Annotated in this window: 14 protein-coding genes; 9 read left to right on the forward strand and 5 right to left on the reverse strand. The window is 37.6% G+C overall.

What is annotated here, in order from left to right; all coding sequences use genetic code 11:
* Nucleotides 1–228, forward strand: a 228-nt coding sequence (locus AOG27_RS12340) for a DUF3693 domain-containing protein (protein ID WP_235523697.1), incomplete at its 5' end; no start/stop codon positions are given.
* Between the two features lie 102 nt (nucleotides 229–330).
* On the opposite strand, the gene AOG27_RS12345 is transcribed toward AOG27_RS12340, so the two are convergent.
* Nucleotides 331–894 carry a YSC84-related protein gene (locus AOG27_RS12345; protein WP_054553327.1) on the reverse strand — a complete coding sequence of 188 codons (564 nt, stop codon included), beginning with the start codon at nucleotides 892–894 and terminating at the stop codon, nucleotides 331–333.
* A gap of 134 nt (nucleotides 895–1,028) precedes the next feature.
* On the opposite strand from AOG27_RS12345, the gene AOG27_RS12350 reads away from it, so the two are divergent.
* Both AOG27_RS12350 and AOG27_RS12355 read left to right on the forward strand, forming a co-directional pair.
* A complete protein-coding gene (locus AOG27_RS12350; protein WP_054553328.1) occupies nucleotides 1,029–2,240 on the forward strand; it encodes a tyrosine-type recombinase/integrase in 1,212 nt (403 codons plus the stop codon).
* Nucleotides 2,240–3,427 (forward strand): cation:proton antiporter, encoded by a 1,188-nt coding sequence (locus tag AOG27_RS12355; protein WP_054553329.1) that lies wholly within the window; start codon nucleotides 2,240–2,242, stop codon nucleotides 3,425–3,427. Before AOG27_RS12350 ends, AOG27_RS12355 begins: the two co-directional genes overlap by 1 nt.
* Before the next feature lie 36 nt (nucleotides 3,428–3,463).
* Here AOG27_RS12355 and AOG27_RS12360 read toward each other — a convergent pair whose 3' ends face one another.
* Nucleotides 3,464–6,508 carry an FAD-binding and (Fe-S)-binding domain-containing protein gene (locus AOG27_RS12360; protein ID WP_054553330.1) on the reverse strand — a complete coding sequence of 1,015 codons (3,045 nt, stop codon included), beginning with the start codon at nucleotides 6,506–6,508 and terminating at the stop codon, nucleotides 3,464–3,466.
* Between the two features lie 147 nt (nucleotides 6,509–6,655).
* On the opposite strand from AOG27_RS12360, the gene AOG27_RS12365 reads away from it, so the two are divergent.
* Entirely contained in the window at nucleotides 6,656–6,865 is a 210-nt protein-coding gene (locus AOG27_RS12365) for a PGPGW domain-containing protein (RefSeq protein WP_054553331.1), read from the forward strand.
* Nucleotides 6,866–6,945: 80 nt separating this feature from the next.
* On the opposite strand, the gene ppsA is transcribed toward AOG27_RS12365, so the two are convergent.
* Nucleotides 6,946–9,321, reverse strand: coding sequence for a phosphoenolpyruvate synthase (ppsA, locus tag AOG27_RS12370; protein WP_054553332.1), 2,376 nt, complete (start codon nucleotides 9,319–9,321; stop codon nucleotides 6,946–6,948).
* 152 nt (nucleotides 9,322–9,473) lie between these two features.
* On the opposite strand from ppsA, the gene AOG27_RS12375 reads away from it, so the two are divergent.
* Entirely contained in the window at nucleotides 9,474–10,283 is an 810-nt protein-coding gene (locus tag AOG27_RS12375; RefSeq protein WP_054553333.1) for a pyruvate, water dikinase regulatory protein, read from the forward strand.
* Between the two features lie 63 nt (nucleotides 10,284–10,346).
* Here AOG27_RS12375 and AOG27_RS12380 read toward each other — a convergent pair whose 3' ends face one another.
* Nucleotides 10,347–11,696 (reverse strand): class II 3-deoxy-7-phosphoheptulonate synthase, encoded by a 1,350-nt coding sequence (locus AOG27_RS12380; RefSeq protein ID WP_054553334.1) that lies wholly within the window; start codon nucleotides 11,694–11,696, stop codon nucleotides 10,347–10,349.
* Nucleotides 11,697–12,132: 436 nt separating this feature from the next.
* On the opposite strand from AOG27_RS12380, the gene AOG27_RS12385 reads away from it, so the two are divergent.
* On the forward strand, nucleotides 12,133–13,008 hold the full coding sequence (locus tag AOG27_RS12385) for a DNA replication terminus site-binding protein (protein ID WP_054553335.1): 876 nt from the start codon (nucleotides 12,133–12,135) through the stop codon (nucleotides 13,006–13,008).
* 59 nt (nucleotides 13,009–13,067) lie between these two features.
* Here AOG27_RS12385 and AOG27_RS12390 read toward each other — a convergent pair whose 3' ends face one another.
* Nucleotides 13,068–14,282: a hypothetical protein gene (locus tag AOG27_RS12390; RefSeq protein WP_054553336.1), complete on the reverse strand. Its 1,215-nt coding sequence runs from the start codon at nucleotides 14,280–14,282 to the stop codon at nucleotides 13,068–13,070.
* 769 nt (nucleotides 14,283–15,051) lie between these two features.
* On the opposite strand from AOG27_RS12390, the gene AOG27_RS12395 reads away from it, so the two are divergent.
* The 3 genes from AOG27_RS12395 (at nucleotide 15,052) to AOG27_RS12405 (ending at nucleotide 20,826) form a co-directional block, all read left to right on the forward strand.
* Nucleotides 15,052–16,290, forward strand: a complete 1,239-nt coding sequence (locus tag AOG27_RS12395; RefSeq protein WP_054553337.1) for an AAA family ATPase — start codon at nucleotides 15,052–15,054, stop codon at nucleotides 16,288–16,290.
* Nucleotides 16,291–16,304: 14 nt separating this feature from the next.
* Nucleotides 16,305–17,267 carry a hypothetical protein gene (locus AOG27_RS12400; protein ID WP_054553338.1) on the forward strand — a complete coding sequence of 321 codons (963 nt, stop codon included), beginning with the start codon at nucleotides 16,305–16,307 and terminating at the stop codon, nucleotides 17,265–17,267.
* A 415-nt stretch (nucleotides 17,268–17,682) separates the two neighbouring features.
* Nucleotides 17,683–20,826, forward strand: coding sequence for a DEAD/DEAH box helicase (locus tag AOG27_RS12405; protein ID WP_054553339.1), 3,144 nt, complete (start codon nucleotides 17,683–17,685; stop codon nucleotides 20,824–20,826).
* The last annotated feature ends 112 nt before the right edge of the window (nucleotides 20,827–20,938 follow it).

Below are 20,938 nucleotides of genomic sequence, written 5' to 3' on the forward strand. Positions count from 1 at the left end.
AAAAAAGGTAATCGTCGTCATTTAACTGCGAACCAGTGCATCGCAATGGCTAATGCTGTTGGTATGGATCAAAAAGAAGCTTTACTAAAACTTGCTATCGAAAAATCAAAATCCAAGGAAGAAGGTAAGATCTGGTCGGATATTGTAAAAAAGATTAGTGCGGCATGTGTAGCGCTAACACTTGTTGCAGGACTAGCAAACGCTCCAACTGAGGACGCTTTTGCGTAATAGCGGATAGCCCATAAATTACGTTATGTTAAATTGCTTAAACTAATGAAAAGTGGGAGTTAGGTTACTAACTAGCCCACTTTTAGAAGGGTTTAAAATAGCTTAATTTAGCTCAGAATCTACCCAAAACTTAGTGCCTTTAAGTACCGCTTGTAAAGCAAGGCCATTTTCGGTTAAGGAATAAACAGTTACTTGGTCGGCAATTGCTTCGGCAACTAAAGCACCACCTTTATCTTCATATTTTGCTGCTGCATCTGCATTTCCACCGAATGCCCAACCATGTTCAATAAAGCGATTTACTGCTGCTTGATTATGAAAAACCATCACAACATTAAAGTCTTTAACACCTAAACCTAAGCCTAAACCTGCTTCACCCATATTCATGTAAGTTGATTTACCGGTTAAGTTATTTTTTACTACACCATAACCACCGCCAAAACTGGCTAAAACAACATTTACATTGGCATTATCAAAAACCGCATAACCAGCAGAGTTAGCAATTTGTTGTTTAACATCAGGTTTTTGAGCGTAAAGCTCACTTAATGTATTGTTTTTCATGCTTTGTACTAAAGCACGTTTTTCATCGGGAGATGCACTTCCTGTTGTAGCACAACCGGTTAAAATTGTAGTGATTAAAACTAAACTAATAGCGATAAACTTTTTCATACATATTCCTTGAATATTAGTATGGCAATCTAGTTAATGTTGCAAATACTATAGATATATTAAGTCCAATACTAGACAGTATCGGACTTTATGGTAATCTTATAACTAGCTATTTTACAAGATATTACATCATTATGCTCGTTGCTCTCGTCGATACACTAAAACAACTGCGTTACCAAATTGCCCATCTTGAAGATGATACTCTTGCAACAGAATATCCAGAACTTGAACACTTTATACATCAAGTTGGATTGACTGTTGCTGAATCAAAAAATGACTTAGCTTTTGTTTATCAGTTTTTATATGTGTATGGCCGAAAATCAGAAGCCACATTTAATCGTTTTCGAAATGAGCTTGAGCGTTTTTGTTTATGGTCGTGGTTGTTTGCTGAAAAATCGGTATTTGATCTAAAACGTGAAGATATTGAAGCCTATGTTGATTTTATGGTTGAACCAGATTCAGCCTGGTTGTCAAGTTCAGTGCAATGGCGTTATAAAGATGAACAAGGCATAAGACGACTAAATACAAATTGGCGCCCTTTCATCAATAAAGAAAATATTGCTAGCCAACAAACACTCGCAGCTATGTTTACAGCTTTAAATGTTTTTTATAAGTTCGCAATTTTAGAAGAAAAAACCTTTGCTAACTTTGTACCGGTTGTTAAAAAGAATAGCCCTTACTTAGTTGTGCAATCGCAAATTAAAATTCCCGATACACTTAGTGATATTCAATGGGAATATGTTTTTGGTGTTACTCGTGATTTATGTGAACAACAACCTGATTTAGAAAGAAATTTATTCACACTTGCTTGCTTAAAAGGATTGTACTTACGAATATCTGAGTTATCCGAGCGCCCTCAGTGGTCACCCGTTATGTCACATTTTTGGCAAGATAATGATGGTTTTTGGTTTCTAAGAATTATGGGTAAAGGCAATAAATTACGTGATGTTACCTTAAGTGAAGATTTTATATCATATCTAAAACGTTATAGGCTTTACCGTGGTTTACCTGCCCTGCCCCGCGTTGATGAAGCTGAGCCGTTAGTTCATAAAATTCGTGGTAAAGGTGGAATGACTGTTCGTCAAATTCGTCGTTTGGTTCAGCAAAGTTTTGATTTAGCAAAACAATCTCTTTTAGATGACGGCTTTAAAGATGATGCGGAACAACTTGAAGCGGCCACTGCTCACTGGTTAAGACATACCGGTGCAACACACGATGCCCAAACAAGACCGCTAAAACATTTATCTGAAGATTTAGGTCATGCAAAAATTGCTACGACAGATCAAATCTATATTCAAACAAATATAAAAGAACGTGCAAAGTCCGGAATAAAAAGGAAAGTGTAATGGAATATACAATACTGGCATCAGTTGGCTTAGCTTTATTATTTTATTCACTGACGATTCGGCAATTAGAGCGAACAGAAATTACCGGGCCAATGTTTTTTGTGTTGGTCGGAATTGCAATGTCTTACTTTTTGCCGAGTGAGTTTAAGTTAGGCGAAGCCGGACTCAGTGACATTTTACCTTTGGTTGAATTAACCTTAAGTATTTTTTTATTTACCGATGCCGCCAAATCAAAACTTCCCGTATTAAAACATAGTTATCAGTACCCTAGCCTGTTACTTTTTGTTGCTTTGCCGATGACATTACTGTTAGGTGTAGCTGGCGGGTTGTTTTTCTTTTCGGAGTTATCACTTTTTCAATCTGCTTTGATTGCGGTAATCTTAACGCCGACTGATGCCGCGCTTAGCAAAGGAATTTTAGAATGCACATCGGTTCCAGAGAAAGTTCGCGAAGGAATAAATACGGAAAGTGGTTTGAACGATGGCCTTTGCGTACCCATCTTTTTAATTTTACTTTTATTAGCTCAAAATCCAGAAAGTGCTGTAACGACAATTGATACTTTACTTGTTTTTGCAAGAGAGTTAGGTGTAGCACTTATTGTTGCAGGCGTGTCGATGGCTGTGTTTATTCCACTTTTAAAAATAGCATTAGCACGTCATTACTTTGCAAATAATAGCAGTCCATTTTTATTGATTGGCTTAGTCATGGCTATTTTCTCTTTAACACAAAATTTTCATGGCAGTGGCTTTATTGCTGTTTTTGTTTCGGGGCTTTTATTTGATTACTTAGCACCTAAAAAAATTCGTTCAACACTAGTTAAAGACTCTGAGCATATCGCTGAATTTGTTGCGCTACTAATTTGGTGTTTATTCGGTTTTGTATGTGGTCACTTAATTGTGAATGATATCACTTGGTCAATTATTTTTTATGCGTTATTAAGTGTGACGATTTTTAGAATTGTGCCGGTACTCCTTTCACTTATGTTTACTAATCTAAATTTCAAAGACAAATTTACTTTTGCGTGGTTTGGTCCAAGAGGTTTGGCGTCTATCGTTTTCACTTTAATGGTGATGGATACAGTAATTGAAAACAAAGAACAAATTGCCACAGTAACATTAACAACCATTTTATTTAGTGTGTTCATTCATGGCATGAGTACCAAGCCCATAGCAAAAAGTTACCAATAAAAAAGGCGCGTTGAGCGCCTTTTTTATTTTTACAACTTAAAGTAGCTCTGCAATTAATTGCAGTGGATGCTTTGGTTTAAATTTTTCATAGCGCTTCACTTGGCTACGACAAGAAAAGCCAGTTGCTAAAATAGTTTCAGGCTCATTACTTGAAATAATTGGTTGCCAACTCATTTCATAAAGAGCCCGTGAATTTTCTTGGTTTTGTTTTTCATGGCCGTACGTTCCTGCCATACCACAACAACCCGTACTGGTAGTTTCAAGCTGTAAATTTAGATCAGCAAAAATGGTTTGCCAAACTTTAGATGCATTCGGCATTGCTGTTGTTTCAGTACAATGACTCAACAATTTAAATGGCGAACTCGTTGTAGTGGCAAGAGTAACTTGTTTAAAGCTTTGCGTTTGAAGCCATTCATGCGCAAGCTCAACTTTAAAATCTCCACGGTTCTCTTTTAAAATTGATACATATTCATCTCGGTAACACATAACCAAAGATGCATCGAGCCCAACTAAAGGAGCATTGATTTCACTGAGTGAATTTAAAAACTCAGCTGCATTTTTTGCTGTTGTTTTAAATTCATTTAAAAACCCTTTTACATGCTGAGCTTTACCATTAGGTTTAAATGGTAATAGCATAGGTTTTTTGCCTAACGCTTTAATGACTTTAATAAAGCTTTCGACTAATTCGGCTTCGTAAAAACTCGTGAATGGATCTTGTACTATCAGTACATATTCTGCTTGTTGTTCTTTTGAAAGCGAATTAAGTAATTCAAAATTAAATTGCTGATCTTTTGAAATACGTTTAGAAAGTTGCGGTACGCTTAAACTTGGCGTATCAACATAACCAATGGTATTTTTAATTAATCCTGAAACAAGTTTTGTATTTACTATTGGATTTACCACTTTAGCAAATTTTGCCATCACCGGCGCAGTTTGTTCGATGCCTGCTACTAAATAATCTTTTGCTGGTCGAGCATAATAACTGTGGTAAAAATTTAAAAAGCGTGAGCGAAATGTTGGTACATCAACTTTTATTGGGCATGCAGTAGTACATGCTTTACAAGCTAAACATTCATCCATTGATTCTTTTACTTCATGAGAGAAATCATAAACGCCTTTTTTCTTATCGCGACTATGTTGATAGCGCTCCCACCAAGTGATCACTTCACCATTAACTAATTCTTTTTCGACATTGAGTAAATCAATATTTTCAGACTCTTGAAGGCGCAACCACTCGCGCATTAAACTTGCGCGACCTTTAGGTGAATAACGGCGGTCACCTGTTACTTTATAAGATGGACACATTGGTGATTTTTCATCGTAGTTAAAACACAGACCATTACCATTACAGGTAATCGCGTTATTAAATTCTGTTTTAACATCGATAGAAATTTCTTTGTCGAACCAGGCACGCTTTTGATCGTCAACAGAAACGAGTGAGTCTTTACTTTCAATTGGCGTACAGATTTTACCTGGGTTTACTCTGTTATTTGGATCAAATGCCGCTTTGATTTTTCTAAGTTGTGTAAATAAATGCTCGCCGAAAAATTCAGGGCCATATTCACTTCGATACCCTTTGCCATGCTCTCCCCACATCAAGCCGCCATATTTGGCAGTCAGTTTAACGACTTCATCTGAAATATGGCGAAGCAATTTTTCTTGTTCAGGGTCACACATATCGAGTGCAGGTCGTACGTGTAAAACACCAGCATCAACATGGCCAAACATACCATATTGAAGGTTGTGGTTATCGAGAAGTTCACGAAACTCGACTATAAAATCGGCTAAGTTTTCTGGTGGTACTGCAGTATCTTCAGCAAAAGCTAACGGTTTTTGACTGCCTTTTACATTTCCTAAAAGGCCCACTGACTTTTTACGCATTGCATAAATTTTTAATATATCAGCTTTGTCATTCGTTAACTGATAACCGATCACGCCATTAGTTTGTTTTTCAACACATTCATCGAGTAGCTTACAAAGAGTGTCTACTTTATCTTTAATGTCTTCTGGTGAAACCGCATTAAACTCAACCATGTTGAGCCCTTGCATATCTTTGTTTTCAACATCGGTTATTAAGTCCGATACTGAATGCCAAATGATATCTTCTCGAGCAAGGTTAAGTACTTTGCTATCGACTGTTTCTACAGAAGTTGCATTTGCTGCAACTAGAAATGGTGAATGACGAAGTGCAGAATCAAAGCTATCGTATTTAATATTGATTAATGTTTTAAATTCAGCAATGGGCGTAATATTTAGTTTTGCTTCAGTAACTATACCTAATGAACCTTCGGAGCCAGTAATTAATCGGCTCATATCAAAGGTTTGTAAATCATCAGAAAAAATATGTTCTAAATCGTAGCCGGTCAGAAAACGGTTTAAACGTGGGAATTTTTCTAAAATAGCGTCTCGATTCTCAAGGCCAATATCAAGAACTGTTTTATATAACTTACCTACTGTCGTGTTTTGTTCAGCAATTACTTTTGCTTTTTCAATAGGCATAGGGGTTGTTGACATTTCAGTGCCATCAACAAGATAAGTTGTTAGGCCTAAAACGTGATCACTTGTTTTGCCATAAACCAAAGAGCCTTGACCTGATGCATCTGTATTTATCATTCCACCGATTGTTGCACGGTTACTTGTTGATAAATCGGGCGCAAAGAAAAAACCGTAAGGACGCAAAAAGTCGTTTAATTGGTCTTTTATTACACCCGTTTGCACGCGCACCCAGTTTTCTTCGACATTGATTTCTAAAATTTCACGCATGTAGCGAGATAAATCAACAACTATACCTGGGGTTAGCGATTGACCATTAGTACCTGTACCACCTCCGCGTGGACCAAAAGTCAGTGATAAAAACGGATCACGAGAAGCAATTTGCATAGCAAGTTGTATGTCTTTTGCTGACTTTGGAAAGATGACACCTTGAGGTACCTGTTGGTAAACGCTGTTATCGGTTGATAAACTTAAACGTGTAGAAAAGCTTGCATCGGTATCACCACTAAAACCTTGTTTTTGTATTGTATCTAAGTAATTAGAAACGAGTTCTGTGGTGGCTTGTTGTTGGCTTATTGTTGCTATCATGACGGTGATAAATTAAGGCATTTTGCAAATTATATCATGCTAATAGCTAAGATAAATTGAAGATTTTACAGTTTGTAACACTCTTTTTATCGATTTCGGGGGCATTACTTTTATACTGTGTATTAAAGCAGCAAATGAGATAGTCAGATGAAAAAAATTGCATTAATCAGTTTAGGTGCCTTGTGCATGTTATTGGGTTTAGTTTTTGTTATTATTCCCGGACCGTCGCTGATCTTCTTTATTGCAGGACTTTTCTGTTTATCTTTTTACTATCCTAAAGCGCGTGATTATTTAACCTTGTGCCAAAAGGCTCTGACTAAGTCATGTGCTTATATCGATAAAAAACTTGCTCGCTGATTTCTAATTGAGCTACAAAAATGCCAGCTAAGTGCTGGCATTTTTTATATCAGAATCTTTATTTTAATTAAATAAAGTACTTAGTCGGCTAATTTCTTAGCAAGATATAACCAAGTTTCTAATACTGTATCTGGGTTTAGAGAAACAGAATCAATGCCCTGCTCAACTAACCAAGCTGCAAAGTCTTCATGATCTGAAGGACCTTGACCACAAATACCTACGTATTTGCCTTTTGCTTTAGCTGTTTGAATAGCCATTGATAATAGTTTCTTGATTGCAGGGTTACGCTCATCGAATAGATGCGCAATTAAACCTGAGTCACGGTCAAGACCTAATGTTAACTGAGTTAAGTCGTTTGAACCGATAGAGAAACCATCGAAATACTCTAAGAACTCATCTGCAAGTAACGCGTTTGATGGTAATTCACACATCATGATTACTTTCAGACCATTTTCGCCACGTTTAAGACCATGTTCTTCAAGTAATTCAATAACGCGCTTACCTTCTTCAAGCGTACGAACAAATGGGATCATGATTTCAATATTAGTCATACCCATTTCGTTGCGAACACGTTTAATCGCTTCACACTCTAACGCGAAACAGTCACGGAAATCTTCAGAGATATAACGTGCTGCACCACGGAAACCAATCATTGGGTTTTCTTCTTCCGGCTCATATTGCTGGCCGCCAACAAGGTTTGCATATTCGTTTGACTTAAAGTCAGACATACGAACAATGACACGCTCAGGTGCAAACGCACAACCTAGTGTTGCAATACCTTCAACAAGCTTAGAAATATAGAATTCTACAGGTGATTCATAACCTGCCATCATTTCTGAGATTTCAGCTTTTAGCTCGTCAGATTGCGCATCAAAATTAAGAAGTGCTTTAGGGTGAACACCAATCATTCGGTTGATTACGAATTCAACACGCGCAAGGCCAACACCGGCATGAGGTAAGCGAGCAAAGTCGAATGCACGATCAGGGTTACCTACGTTCATCATAACTTTCATTGGTAATTCTGGCATTTCATCAACACGTGAAGTAAGTACTTCGTAATCTAAAATACCTTCGTAGATATAACCTGTGTCACCTTCGGCACACGATACAGTTACATCTTGGCCTGCTTTAATTAAATCAGTTGCATTACCACAACCAACAACTGCAGGAATACCTAATTCACGAGCAATGATTGCCGCGTGACAAGTACGTCCACCACGGTTTGTAACAATCGCAGCGGCACGTTTCATGATTGGCTCCCAGTCTGGGTCAGTCATGTCAGTAACTAGAATGTCGCCTTGTTGTACTTTGTCCATTTCATCAATTGAATCTAGTACGCGTACAGTACCTGAACCAATCTTGTGACCAATTGCACGGCCTTCAGCAACAACTGTGCTTGTACCATTTAATTGGAAACGCTCCATAACGTTAGCGTCTTCGTTTGAACGAACTGTTTCTGGACGTGCTTGAACGATGTAAAGTTTACCGTCGTTGCCGTCTTTTGCCCACTCGATGTCCATTGGACGACCGTAGTGCTTTTCAATAATAACAGCTTGCTTTGCAAGTTCTTGAACTTCAGCATCTGTGATTGAGAATTTGTTTGAAAGTGACGAATCTACGTCAACAATTTCAACTTGCTTACCATGTGATTCATCCGCTGAGTAAATCATTTGGATTGCTTTTGAACCAATATTACGGCGAACTACCGCTGGTTTACCGTTAGCTAGAGTTGGTTTATGTACATAAAATTCATCTGGGTTTACAGCACCCTGTACAACCATTTCACCAAGACCATAGCTTGAAGTTACAAATACAACATCTTCAAAGCCAGATTCAGTATCAATACTGAACATAACACCTGAAGCTGCTTTATCTGAACGAACCATGCGTTGGATACCAGCTGAAAGTGCAACACCACGGTGATCATAACCTTGGTGAACACGGTAAGAAATAGCGCGGTCATTAAATAGTGAGGCAAACACGTGTTTGATTGCAGTCATTACTGAATCAATACCACGTACGTTTAAAAACGTTTCTTGTTGTCCTGCGAATGAAGCGTCTGGCATGTCTTCTGCTGTAGCAGATGAGCGAACTGCAAATGAAACATCTTGTGATGCGTCGCCGTGTAGTTGGCTATATGCGTCGCGGATGGCTTGGTCTAGGTTAGGTTGGAATGGTGTATCGATAATCCATTGGCGGATTTCGGCACCGACTTTAGCGAGTGTATTTACATCATCCACATCCAATGTGTCTAAAATATCGTGGATTTTTGAGTTTAATCCAGATTGCTCTAGAAACTCATTGAATGCATCAGCGGTTGTAGCGAAACCACCTGGCACTTGAACACCAGCGTTAGCTAGGTTTGAGATCATTTCACCAAGTGAAGCGTTTTTACCGCCAACACGAGGAACATCTTGCATACCAAGCTCTTGATACCAGAGAACGTATTCTTGCACGGATCTTTCTCCATAAACAAATTGTAGTACTAACTGTGAGAGTTAAGAAAGAAAACCTTCTAAAAAGGTCGTAGTCATTCTACACTGGCAACAGACCTCACGTAAACCGTGAAGCCCCTATTTTGCAGATAAAGGTAATAAAAAGGTTAAATATGAGAACTGCATTTTATATTTCTGATGGAACAGCAATCACCTCTGAAGTCTTTGGTCATGCGACCTTATCTATGTTTCCTGTTGAGTTTAATCACAAAACAATTCCTTTTGTTGAAACAGAAAAAAAAGCAATTGAAGTTAAGAACTTAATTAATTCAACAGCGCAACGTGATGGAGAACAGCCACTCGTGTTCTTCACTTTTGTAAACCACGAGCTAAGTGAAATTATTAAATCGTCTTGCGCGGTGTGTTATGACTTTTTATCACAATACAGTGATAAAATTTCTCAAGAGTTAAAAGTTGCGCCAGTACCAAAGGTTCATAGAACGCATTCGATGCACGAGAAAAGTTATGATTTTCGTATTGATGCGGTTAACTATGCGTTGACCAATGATGATGGCGCTAACATTAAAAACTATGCTGAAGCCGACATTATTTTAGTAGGTGTTAGCAGAAGCGGTAAAACACCAACTAGTTTATACCTGGCATTACAATATGGTATCAAAGCGGCGAATTACCCGCTGACAGAAGATGATTTAGAAAGAGGCACCCTGCCTGAGTGTTTAAAAGCTTACAAACATAAACTTTTTGGTTTAACGATTGACCCTGTTCGCCTTGCCGATATTCGCCAGCGTCGTATGGCTAATTCAAAATATGCGTCTTTAAAACAGTGTCGTATCGAAGTGCGTGAAGTAGAAATGCTTTATAAAAAACAGAAGATTCAATTTTTAAATTCGACTCATCATTCAGTAGAAGAAATTTCTGCAAAGATTATATCTGATACTGGTCTTGAAAGACGTAAGTACTAACTTATTTTAGTATCGGACATTAAAGAAGGCTGCAATATGCAGCCTTTTTTGGATAACTTAGTGTTACTTACGTGTGTCTTTTAATAAATCAGCAACTAAGAAACCTAGTTCTAAAACTTGATCTGCATTTAGGCGTGGGTCGCACTGAGTGCGGTAGCGCTGTGCTAAATCTTCATCAGATAAGCCATATGCACCACCAGTACATTCAGTCACGTGCTGGCCAGTCATTTCAAGGTGAACACCACCTGGGTATGAACCTTCAGCTTTGTGTACTGCGAAGAACTGGCTAATTTCACGAAGAATATTATTAAAGCTACGTGTTTTATAACCTGAGCTCGCTTTCTCAGTATTACCATGCATTGGATCTGAGCTCCAAATAACTTTACGGCCTTCTTGTTGTACTTTACGTACTAGTGCCGGTAGTTTCTCTGGCAGTACATCAGCACCCATTCGCGTAATTAACGTTAAGCGACCTGGAATGTTATCTGGGTTAACTGCATCGATAAGTTTGATTAGCTCATCTGGGTCCATACCTGGCCCAACTTTCACACCAATTGGATTTTTAATACCTTTAAAGAATTCGATGTGTGCATGATCAAGTTGACGTGTACGTTCACCAATCCAAACAAAGTGTGCAGAACAATCGTACCAGTCACCTGATAAGTGGTCGCGGCGTGTTAGTGCTTCTTCGTAGCCTAATAATAATGCTTCGTGTGATGTAAATAAGTCTGTTTCTTTTAAGCTTGGTGCAACAGTTGAGTCGATACCGCACACTTCCATAAATTCAAGCGCATCTTGAATTCTGTCAGCTAGCTGTTGGTATTTCTCTTTAAGCGGATTTGCTGCAACAAAACCCATGTTCCAGCGGTTTACTTGATGTAAATCGGCTAAACCACCTTGCGCGAATGCGCGTAATAAATTTAGCGTTGCTGCACTGTGATGATATGCTGTCATCAAACGCTGTGGGTCGGGTACACGTGCTTGCTCAGTGAACTCGAAGTTATTGATGATATCACCACGGTACGAAGGCAGAGATACACCATCGATCGTTTCGTAATCTGATGAGCGAGGCTTAGCGTACTGACCTGCCATACGCGCAATTTTAACTACAGGGCATTTACCACCATAAGTTAAAACAACGGCCATTTGTAAAAGTGTTTTAAATGTATCGCGGATATTTGCTGCATTAAAGTCACTGAATGACTCTGCGCAATCACCACCCTGTAATAAGAAGGCTCTGCCTTCACATACAGCTTCTAGTTGTTTGTATAAGCTACGCGTCTCTTCGGCAAATACCAGAGGTGGTGCGCTTTTTAATTGCCCTTCAACTGATTTAAGGGCTTCTTGATCTGGGTACTCTGGCTGCTGAAGTATCGGCAGTTTTCTCCAGCTGTCTGGGTTCCACGATTGCATGTTGTTTCCTCATTCCTAACATAGACCATTTACGAAAACTAACTTATTGCACGTACTAAGTTCAAGGACAATATTCAGCTATTTACGATTATTTCGTTATTTGATAAACAGATTCGATATTAACTAGCAGATACTTAGCATCTTTCCATTTTGAAACAGTGAGTTATAGAGCTTTTTTTGTTTTAACAATTAACCCAAAGGCCAAGAACACATCTTACCTAGATTAAGACCTAGTGTAACCTCTGCTTTACACACTTATATTGAACAATTTATATCTAACATTGATCAAGTTGAAAACCTGTACTAAGTAACATAGTAAAGAACACATCATACTTAAATTAATTCATAAGTAAGGTCAGCTATGAAAATAAATTTATCTATTAATTTTCAGAGGATAAGGTTAAAATTGAATAAACGTTAAGTAAGATGTGTTCCTATGAGTACAAAGTTAGAGATACGCAGTCAGTTTGATTTAGTCAGTGAATTGACTCATTTGTTTTGTGAAGAATTAAAAGAAGTGGGTTTTGATAAGGCTTCATATTATCAACTGCCAGATATCGATGTAAACGACGAAAAGAAAGTTCCTTCTTCAATTAGTGTACATAAAATTGAAGGCGATGATGCTCATAAATTAATTCTAAATTCCTTTGGTGATTTTTATAAAAAGTCAGGATTAAGTAGTCGAGTATTAAAAAGGCATCCAGGTTTATTAGTTTTAAAAGATGTCGATAAGCAACATTTCATTGCAAGGATAAATCAATTAAATAAAGCCAAAGCTGATTTTAAAAATAGTGTTATAGCTATCGATAATAATGATGCGAGGTTTGAAGCTGTTCACAATGCTGTTCCAAATCTCATTACCCTTGCAGCATATCGTAAGATCCATTTTGAAACTGAATCGCCCTACTCTGTTCGTTTTACTTGGATGCACAAACACGCAACTAAAACGCTAACAAAAAAAATGGCCTTAGCAATGTTGGATAAATCGGCTAGTTATTCTAACCCAAGAATGATCGACCAACACGCTTGGCAAGCGCTAGTTGCACAAGAGCAAAGTCGTGTTGCAAGTTTAGGTGATAAAGAAAAATTGCGAATTCGTAGACCAACAAGAGTTAGCCCACAAGTTAATGTAAGATATACAGCTAAAAATCGATATCATGTTAGTGCTGCTTTACCTTTTATTTTGATAAACCCAGAACCAGACGTAAAACTGGGTACATTAACTGATTATCAAAAACCTGAAAGCCACCCTCGAAAAAGAGAATATGATTTCTTAGTTGATAGACTTTACTTAGAACAGGTGACAGATTGATTATGTTAAAAAGGCCACATATGTGGCCTTTTGTATATAGTAAGTAAGTATAAAAGAAATTAGTCTTCGACTATTTCTTCAATTTTATCTTCATCGATTAATACCGCATTCTCAACAATGCGTTTCCCACCTTGAATTTCGATTCGTTTATTATGCTTATTAAGCGTAAGAATCTCATCACAAAATTGATCAGATGGATGCATTTCATATGTGTAATCAATAATATTACCCGTTTTGTCATCTTTGACATTGGTAATGTTATATTCAGAGATTGCACCTTTCTCAATTAAGTCTTTCATTGTCGTAGTCATATCACGACGCAAAGCTTTTAATTTATTCTCGGTAATTTCGTCTGTTGAATAAATAGAGCCATATTTTTCCATAATCGATAATAGTCGGAAATGGTAGGTCTTACCCGGTGCCGCATAACGCCATAAATGATATAAACGAAGCATCATCCAACGAGATAAACCACGTTTTAATTCTTGAGCACTATTAAAGTAGTAACCTTTGTATTCAAGGTTATCGATCATGTTATGAACGAAGGCATTCAAACAAGCCACACATTTTACGTTACCACCTTGACCTTTTTTTCCACTAAAATGAAGTGACGATAAAAAGTTCATGTTCGATTCGTAAAATGAGTCATCAATATCAGAGTTACGCGTATCTGTTGCTGAATATTTGAAAGAAAGTTTAGAACCTTGTAATGCTTCTAATGATTCTTTGATTTGCGGATAAGGCATTGACTGGCCAACCGCTTTCAGTTCTTGCGCTAATTCATTCATTGAAAAAACAACTGCGTATTGAATGCCAGACTTAAAATTGATTTTTACAATTTTACCTTTAGAGGCTAAACGAATTAAGGCACGTTCGACTTTTTCTTCTCGATCAGATGGCCAAACAAGATATTCAACATCTTCACCATCTTTTCTTGTGCTTACTACCGCAGGTGTAATTTTGATTTCGCCATCATAAAGAATGCCGTCTACTTTTTCAGAGATTCTTCTTGTGACGATGGTTTTCTTTGGTGCTTCTTCAACCGGAAGCTTCTTATGACCAGAACGGACAAAACGTCCCCATAAATCATAATGATTAAATGTATTTGAGTAAGCTCTCAAACCATGTGCAGCATTTTCAATTGAAACACGCACATCTTTGTTGTCTGTAAATAGTGCAAGACTTTCATTATCTATTGCACTTTCCACCCCGTGGATCTGCCCGCGTAATGTATCGGGTAAGTTATCTACCGAGATGTTGACCTTTCGGCTCATTGTTCTTATTTCCAATTTTTCTTCGACAGTTAATAACAACACATAAAACTTCAAAAGTTAAATGTTTAAGTTAGTATAAACTTGATCCGATCATAATTTATTTCTTCGGATCAGTTTTATACTAACTGTTTCGTAATTGCTGATTTTCAGATCAGATTTTTACTAAGTTATAGTTGATAGGTCGCAATTTTACTAACTCAGTTCAATTTATGTCCTGTTAATCACCTTTTTAAAGCAAATTAACACGACAAAAATTGCTTTTTTAAAACAGCATGTGGATAAACAGCTCTTTAGTTAGCATAGATCTGATCTGTACCAACTATAGATCAGATCCATACCAACTTATTGAGCATTTTAGTTATCCTCTCAGTGTATAACTTTATAATTTAGTTAGTAAAAGTTTGATCTACACAAGCATTTTTGTGTGTAAAGCAGTGACTAAGCTGTGCATAAGTCGAAAGCTCATTTTTTGCTTAGTAATATGCTGATCTGCGAGTCATTATAGATCTGATCTTTACCAAGTAAAAACACGATCTGGCTTTTTAGTAAATATTCAATAAAATCAGTGATATATTTCACTATTTTAGCATCTTAACCTTATATACCTATATACTTAACCGATATTAAACTTACTTATTTATACTTAGCATCAGTAAAGTTACAAATTTTTATTAAATGTCTTATAAATAAAAGGTATGTCGTCTTAAATACTTGTTTACAGCAATTTGAATGGACATTATACTTAAAGCATAACTTTGAGGAAGAAAGTATGTCTATCAATAATAATGCGCTAGCCACTTACAGGTTACTAAAAGCGACAGCAGAAGTTGCTGAAAAATCGCTAGAAGGACGTATTCAACATTATCGTGCCCATTTAAAGTCTGAAGAAAAAGAACTTCGTACTTACACGCAAAAAGCAGCCGCTGACTTATTAGGCTGTAATAATCGCACCTTGAAACGACGTCATGATAATGGTGACTTTGATGAACTAAATATCAAACGTGGTGCTAATGGTCACTACGCATATACCTTAGTAAATATATTTGCTATGGCTGATATCATGGATATAAAGCCAGATCACCGTACCGTTGATGATAAATTACAAGTTATCGTTATTAACTCATTAAAAGGTGGTTGTGGTAAAACAACCAGCATGGTGAACATAGCCGCTGCACTTGCTACTACTAACATTAAACGATACAGAATTGGTATCATTGACCTTGATCCACAAGGTTCTTCATCAAGTTTTTTCCCGCCTAGTGAGCCAGACCCAATTACTGTGGGCGATTTAATGCGTGACTGTATTGAACTCGATGAAAACGAAACCTGGGATGAATTAGTATCAAACTCTTTCTTACCTACCCATATACCTAATATTCGTATTTTGCCTTCTGGTATGGATGACTTTTATTTTGAGCATGAAACAGCAACTTTATTAAAAGATAGCTCTAGTTATGATAAAACTCGTCACTATCATAAATTGCTCGAAAAAGTTATTGAACCGGTAAAAGATCAATTTGATATTATTCTAATTGATACAGCGCCTTCTCTTAACTTTTTGTTTTATAATGCATTAATGGCCTCTACCTCGATGCTTATTCCAGTTCATCCTGAAGCTGTAGACTTTGATGCAAACAATAAATACTTAAAACGATTAGGCGAGATTTACCATACAGTTGCTGCGCTTGGCCACCAAGGTTGGGATTTCATGCAATTCTTAGTGACTAACTATGTTAAAGGGAACCATTCACAGCGCGACATCGTTAAAGATGTTCGTAGTGCATTTGGTCGTCAAGTAATGAGTTACCCAATCAATCATAGTTCAGCAATTACCGCCAGCTCATCTTCTTTTAATACTATTTTTGATCAAAAAACGTCAGACAGCTTAGCTAGTCGTGAGTCACTACTTCGTGCGCAAGAAAATATCAAAGATGTGGTTGATGAACTAGAAATGTTGATCCGTTCTAATTGGCAGTCAACTCAATCAACGCTAAATTCAGCTAAGTAAGGTAATTAATAAAAATGGCTAAAAAACGTAAAAACGATACCAGCTTAGACCCTTTTTCAACGTCTATCGAAAGCAGTAGTTTAGATGCTTTGCTAGAACAGGCTTCTGCTGGTGATGTTATCAGTATGCCTGCTCCAAGTGATCCTACTCGTCAAATTACATTGGTTTGTAAGGTTATCGCAAGTTCAGAAATTGAAGCTAAAACAAAAGTTTATGGTAAAAACCGCCGTGTGCAATCATTATTAAATGAAAAGTCAGTTGCCGATATCCTACCTGCAATTGCCGAAGACGGTCGTAATCAGCACCCTGCCCTATGTTGGGATAAAGGTGACGAAATGCTTGTATTAGCAGGCTCTCGTCGTCGTAAAGCATGTATTTTAAGCAACTCTGATTACTTAGTTTTAAGCTCGGAAGACTTTACAGATCAAGATGCTAAAATACTTGCTGTATCATCTGATCAATACATTGCCCCGAGCCTATGGGAGCTTGGTCAAGCGTATCAACAAACCCGTGATGAGCTTATTGCTGAAGGTAAAAAAGGCTCTTATCGTGAGATTGCGGCAATTGAGGGGGTATCACACACAGCTATTGCTGATGCTATCAAAGCGTATGAGAACCTACCTTCAGAGGTTTTAAGCCTTTACCCAACAGCAAATCATGTCGGCCGTGAAGTAGCTAAAAAGCTTATTAGTGCCAAAGAACGAGATGAGCAGTTGTTTACCAAGCTTGTAAATGACGTTAGTAGTGATAGCGAATTATCGCAAATCAGTAGCGATGATAAACGCGCTCTAGCAATTACTAAGCTATTAACTGCTGAACCAGCAGCGCCTAGCCGTCGTGAAGCACTTATCGACAGTGAGTTTGTTAGCGTACAGCGTAATATTAAAAGCGGTGATTTATCTGTCAAAATCGATAATAAAGTGATGACAGACAAACGTTTAGAGCAACTAACTAAATTGTTAAATAGCTTTAATTAGTTAGTAAAATAATGATCTCTCACGCTTTTACAGTTAGTAAAAGCGTGATCTCCCCTCCCCTTTCGTTAGTAAAATAGTGATCTTTGGTTGGCTAATTTGGTCGTTATTACACTCTCAGATCAGTTTTTTACCAACTAATCGCCCCTTTACAGTTCTGTTACCCTGTAAATTTGTTTACTTAGTAAAAAATCGATCTGTAAAGCCCCTTCCTTGTTATTAACCTGTTTATATCTTGTGCGATTGTTGTTTGTTAAATGCTCAGTATGTCACTTTTCAACTTTGATTTTATTTTAAAGCACTTTTTTACTAACTAATCAGCTCCAACCAGTCCAATATTGCCCAATAGTGCTTTAGCTCTGGGCCGATAGATCATATACTGGCAGAATTATTTTTTGTTTTTACTGCCAAAAGCGTTATGTCTGCTAACTTATCCAAAAATGACTTATTAGCTATCTTTGAAGAAATCAAACAAGAGCAAGAAACTCAGTTTCCTCTGTCTGAGCGCTTCATTAAACAGCTGTTTAAGCCACATGTGTTAAGTAAAGCAAAAGAGTATCACCAGAACGGCCAAATCAATTGGTTAGAACATAACAGTGATTTTAGTGTTATTGATGCATCTATGTTTGGTAACGAAGGAAATACCTTCACTCAGCATATTGAGATCAGTAAATTACCAAGTGGCTTTTCGGTCGATTCGCATTGTACTTGTGGCTCTAAAACCAAATGCCGTCATATTGCGGCTGTGCTCCTAAAGCTGAAAATTGAACATTCAGGTGACTATGGCGAAGATTACATCATTAATGATTGGTTTAGTGAGCTAAAAACGCTTAAGCAAGTTGCTAGTGACAATGCCAAACAGGTTTTATTATTCGTCCTTGATGTAGAGAAGTCTGTAGTAACCCTTACCCCTAAAATTGCTAATTACGATCCTGAGCATAACTATACGCTTGGTCGTAACCTAACCGAGCAGCAGTTAAATAGTTTTGTAACTCCCACTGATTTATTAGAATCGGATTTTCGTTTATATAGCTGGATCCGTTCTCAAAATGCCCTTGGTAAATTAGAGCTAAAAGGCCAATGGGGTTTTGCAGCACTGCAGCAATTAATTGCTACTCAGCGTTTGTTTTTAGGTCGTTCGCGCCAAGCAATTAAAGCTGACAGTATGCAAGCGTTAGAGTTTGATTGGAAACAAAACAAAGACTTAACATCATTGAGCATGACGCTTGCTGGTCAAGATAATTGGTTATTGTTAAAAACAACCCCCCCTACTTACCTTGACCCTGAAAAGCTAAAAGTGGGCCGAATTCGTACTCCGTTAACGGCTGATGAAATAGCGTTACTAGCCAATATGCCTGCTATTCACACAGAGAACTTTGATCGCGTTTATCAACAGCTCAATGATAATTTTGGTGAAGGTGTGATCCCTCATGCATTTAAGGAAAGCAAAAAAAGCCTAGCTCGAACTGTATTCCCTGTCATCAGTATTAATAATGACGAGGGCACAATCCGCTTAGGATTGCAGTTTAATTATCAAAACTCTTTGTATGATTTAAGCCAGGCGCCAGCTGATATATTAAACCAGTCATTAGAAAACACCGTTGTAAATGAATTAACTAACCTTGGCTTTGAATTATGTAAAGGGGCTTTACAAACTGATTTTATCTTTAATAAACAATCAGTTATTCATGAGCACTGGTTAAAGTTTGAAATAATTCCAAACTTATTAAAACGCGGTTGGAAAATTAATGATGAGTTAGACGTAGGCAAAGTTCTAAAACAACTTTCACTGCAAGTTGAGCGAGGTAAAGGTCATCAGATAGTTAGTAAAATCGTGATCTCTGGTGTCAAAACTCAACAGTTGTTTGTCACTGATAACAATACCTATCAATCGCTTAATCGACAAAGTGAGCGCTTTTATTACTTTACTGTAGGAAAACGCTTTGCTGTGGTTGAAAAGGCCGCGATGATGCAGCTTAATGATTATCGTGAACGTTTTGAGCATATTAAAACCCGTGACGAAATCTTAATGCCTTTGTCGTTTTTGCCTAAGCTTATCGAGCAAAAAGCAATTAAGGTTAATATTGTTGACGATGCACTCGATGCTTATTTATCTGAACTGAATAGCTCACAACAGCTTATTAAAAAGTCCGATATTCAAGGCTTAAACTCTGGTGTGCAATTACGAGAGTATCAACAACACGGTATTGATTGGCTCAACTTTCTAAAACGTCACCAGCTTGGTGGTATTTTGGCTGATGACATGGGGCTAGGTAAAACCCTACAAGTTATTGCCTTTTTAGCTAATGCCAAGCAATCACCACAAGCAGGCCCCACGTTAATTGTTTGCCCAACCAGCTTGGTTGGTAACTGGCAAAGTGAAATTAATAAATTTGCCAGCAACTTAAAAATTACGACTGTCTTTGGTGCTGCGCGCAGCGACCAATTACAACAGTTGTCGCAAGCAGATTGTATCTTAACAACTTACCCACTATTAAAGCGGGACATTGCCTTTTATTCGCCGCTGTATTTTGAAAACATCATTCTTGATGAAGCGCAATATATCAAAAACGATGCCGCGCAGGTTTCGCGGTTAGTTAAGCGCCTTAATGCTGACTTTAAGCTCTGCTTAAGCGGCACGCCTATTGAAAATAACTTATTTGAGCTTAAATCTTTGCTCGACTTTGCAATGCCTTCTTTACTTGGTTCGCAAACACACTTCAAAAGCTATTTTCAAACGCCTATTGAGCGTGATAACGACGTTGCCCGTGCAGATGAACTTAAATCGTTGATCATGCCATTTATTTTGCGACGTACTAAAGCACAAGTAACGCAGGAACTACCAGAGAAAACTGAGCTAGTTAAAGAGTTTGAATTTGAAAGCAAACAAAAGGAAATTTACTCAGGTATCACTGAATCTTTAGAACAGAAATTAGTTGACCTATTTGCGCAGCAAGGTGTGCAAAAAAGTAAGCTTGCCTTTTTAGATGCATTATTAAAGCTAAGACAAATCTGCTGTCATCCAAAATTGATCGATCCTAGTTCACAGGCTGGCAGTGCTAAGCTTGAGTGGTTATCAAAGCATTTGCCTATTATGCTTAGCGAAGGACGTAAGGTGATTATATTTAGTCAATTCACCATGGCACTTGATGTGATAGCTGAGCGATTAAATGAACTTGGCATCCGCTTTAGTATGCTTACAGGGCAAACGCGACATCGCGACCGTGTAATTGAAGAGTTTACTCAAGGTGATACATCCGTATTCTTAATCAGCCTTAAAGCCGGCGGCACCGGATTAAACCTAACTCAAGCCGATACAGTGATTCATTTTGATCCTTGGTGGAACCCTGCCGTTGAAAAACAGGCGACAGATCGTGCCTATCGTATTGGCCAAACTAACCCTGTGTTTGTTTATAAATTGATTATGGCTAACTCAATCGAACAAAAAGTATTTAAAATGCAGCAGCATAAACAAGCCCTTGTTGATGCATTATTTACCGAGAAATCAATGAGTTTTACTCAGTTTGATGAAGAGCAAATGCTTGCACTGATAAAAAATTAAATTTTTTTAAAGTTTTTTTGAACTAATCAAATTTTGGGGCGTCTATTATTATGCTTGTTGTTAAATTGCAGTTTACATAAGCATTATGTTGATTTCCCATTTGGTTACTAAA

Origin of the sequence: Pseudoalteromonas lipolytica, assembly GCF_001306915.1 — a bacterium.
GTDB classification, from domain to species: domain Bacteria; phylum Pseudomonadota; class Gammaproteobacteria; order Enterobacterales; family Alteromonadaceae; genus Pseudoalteromonas; species Pseudoalteromonas simplex.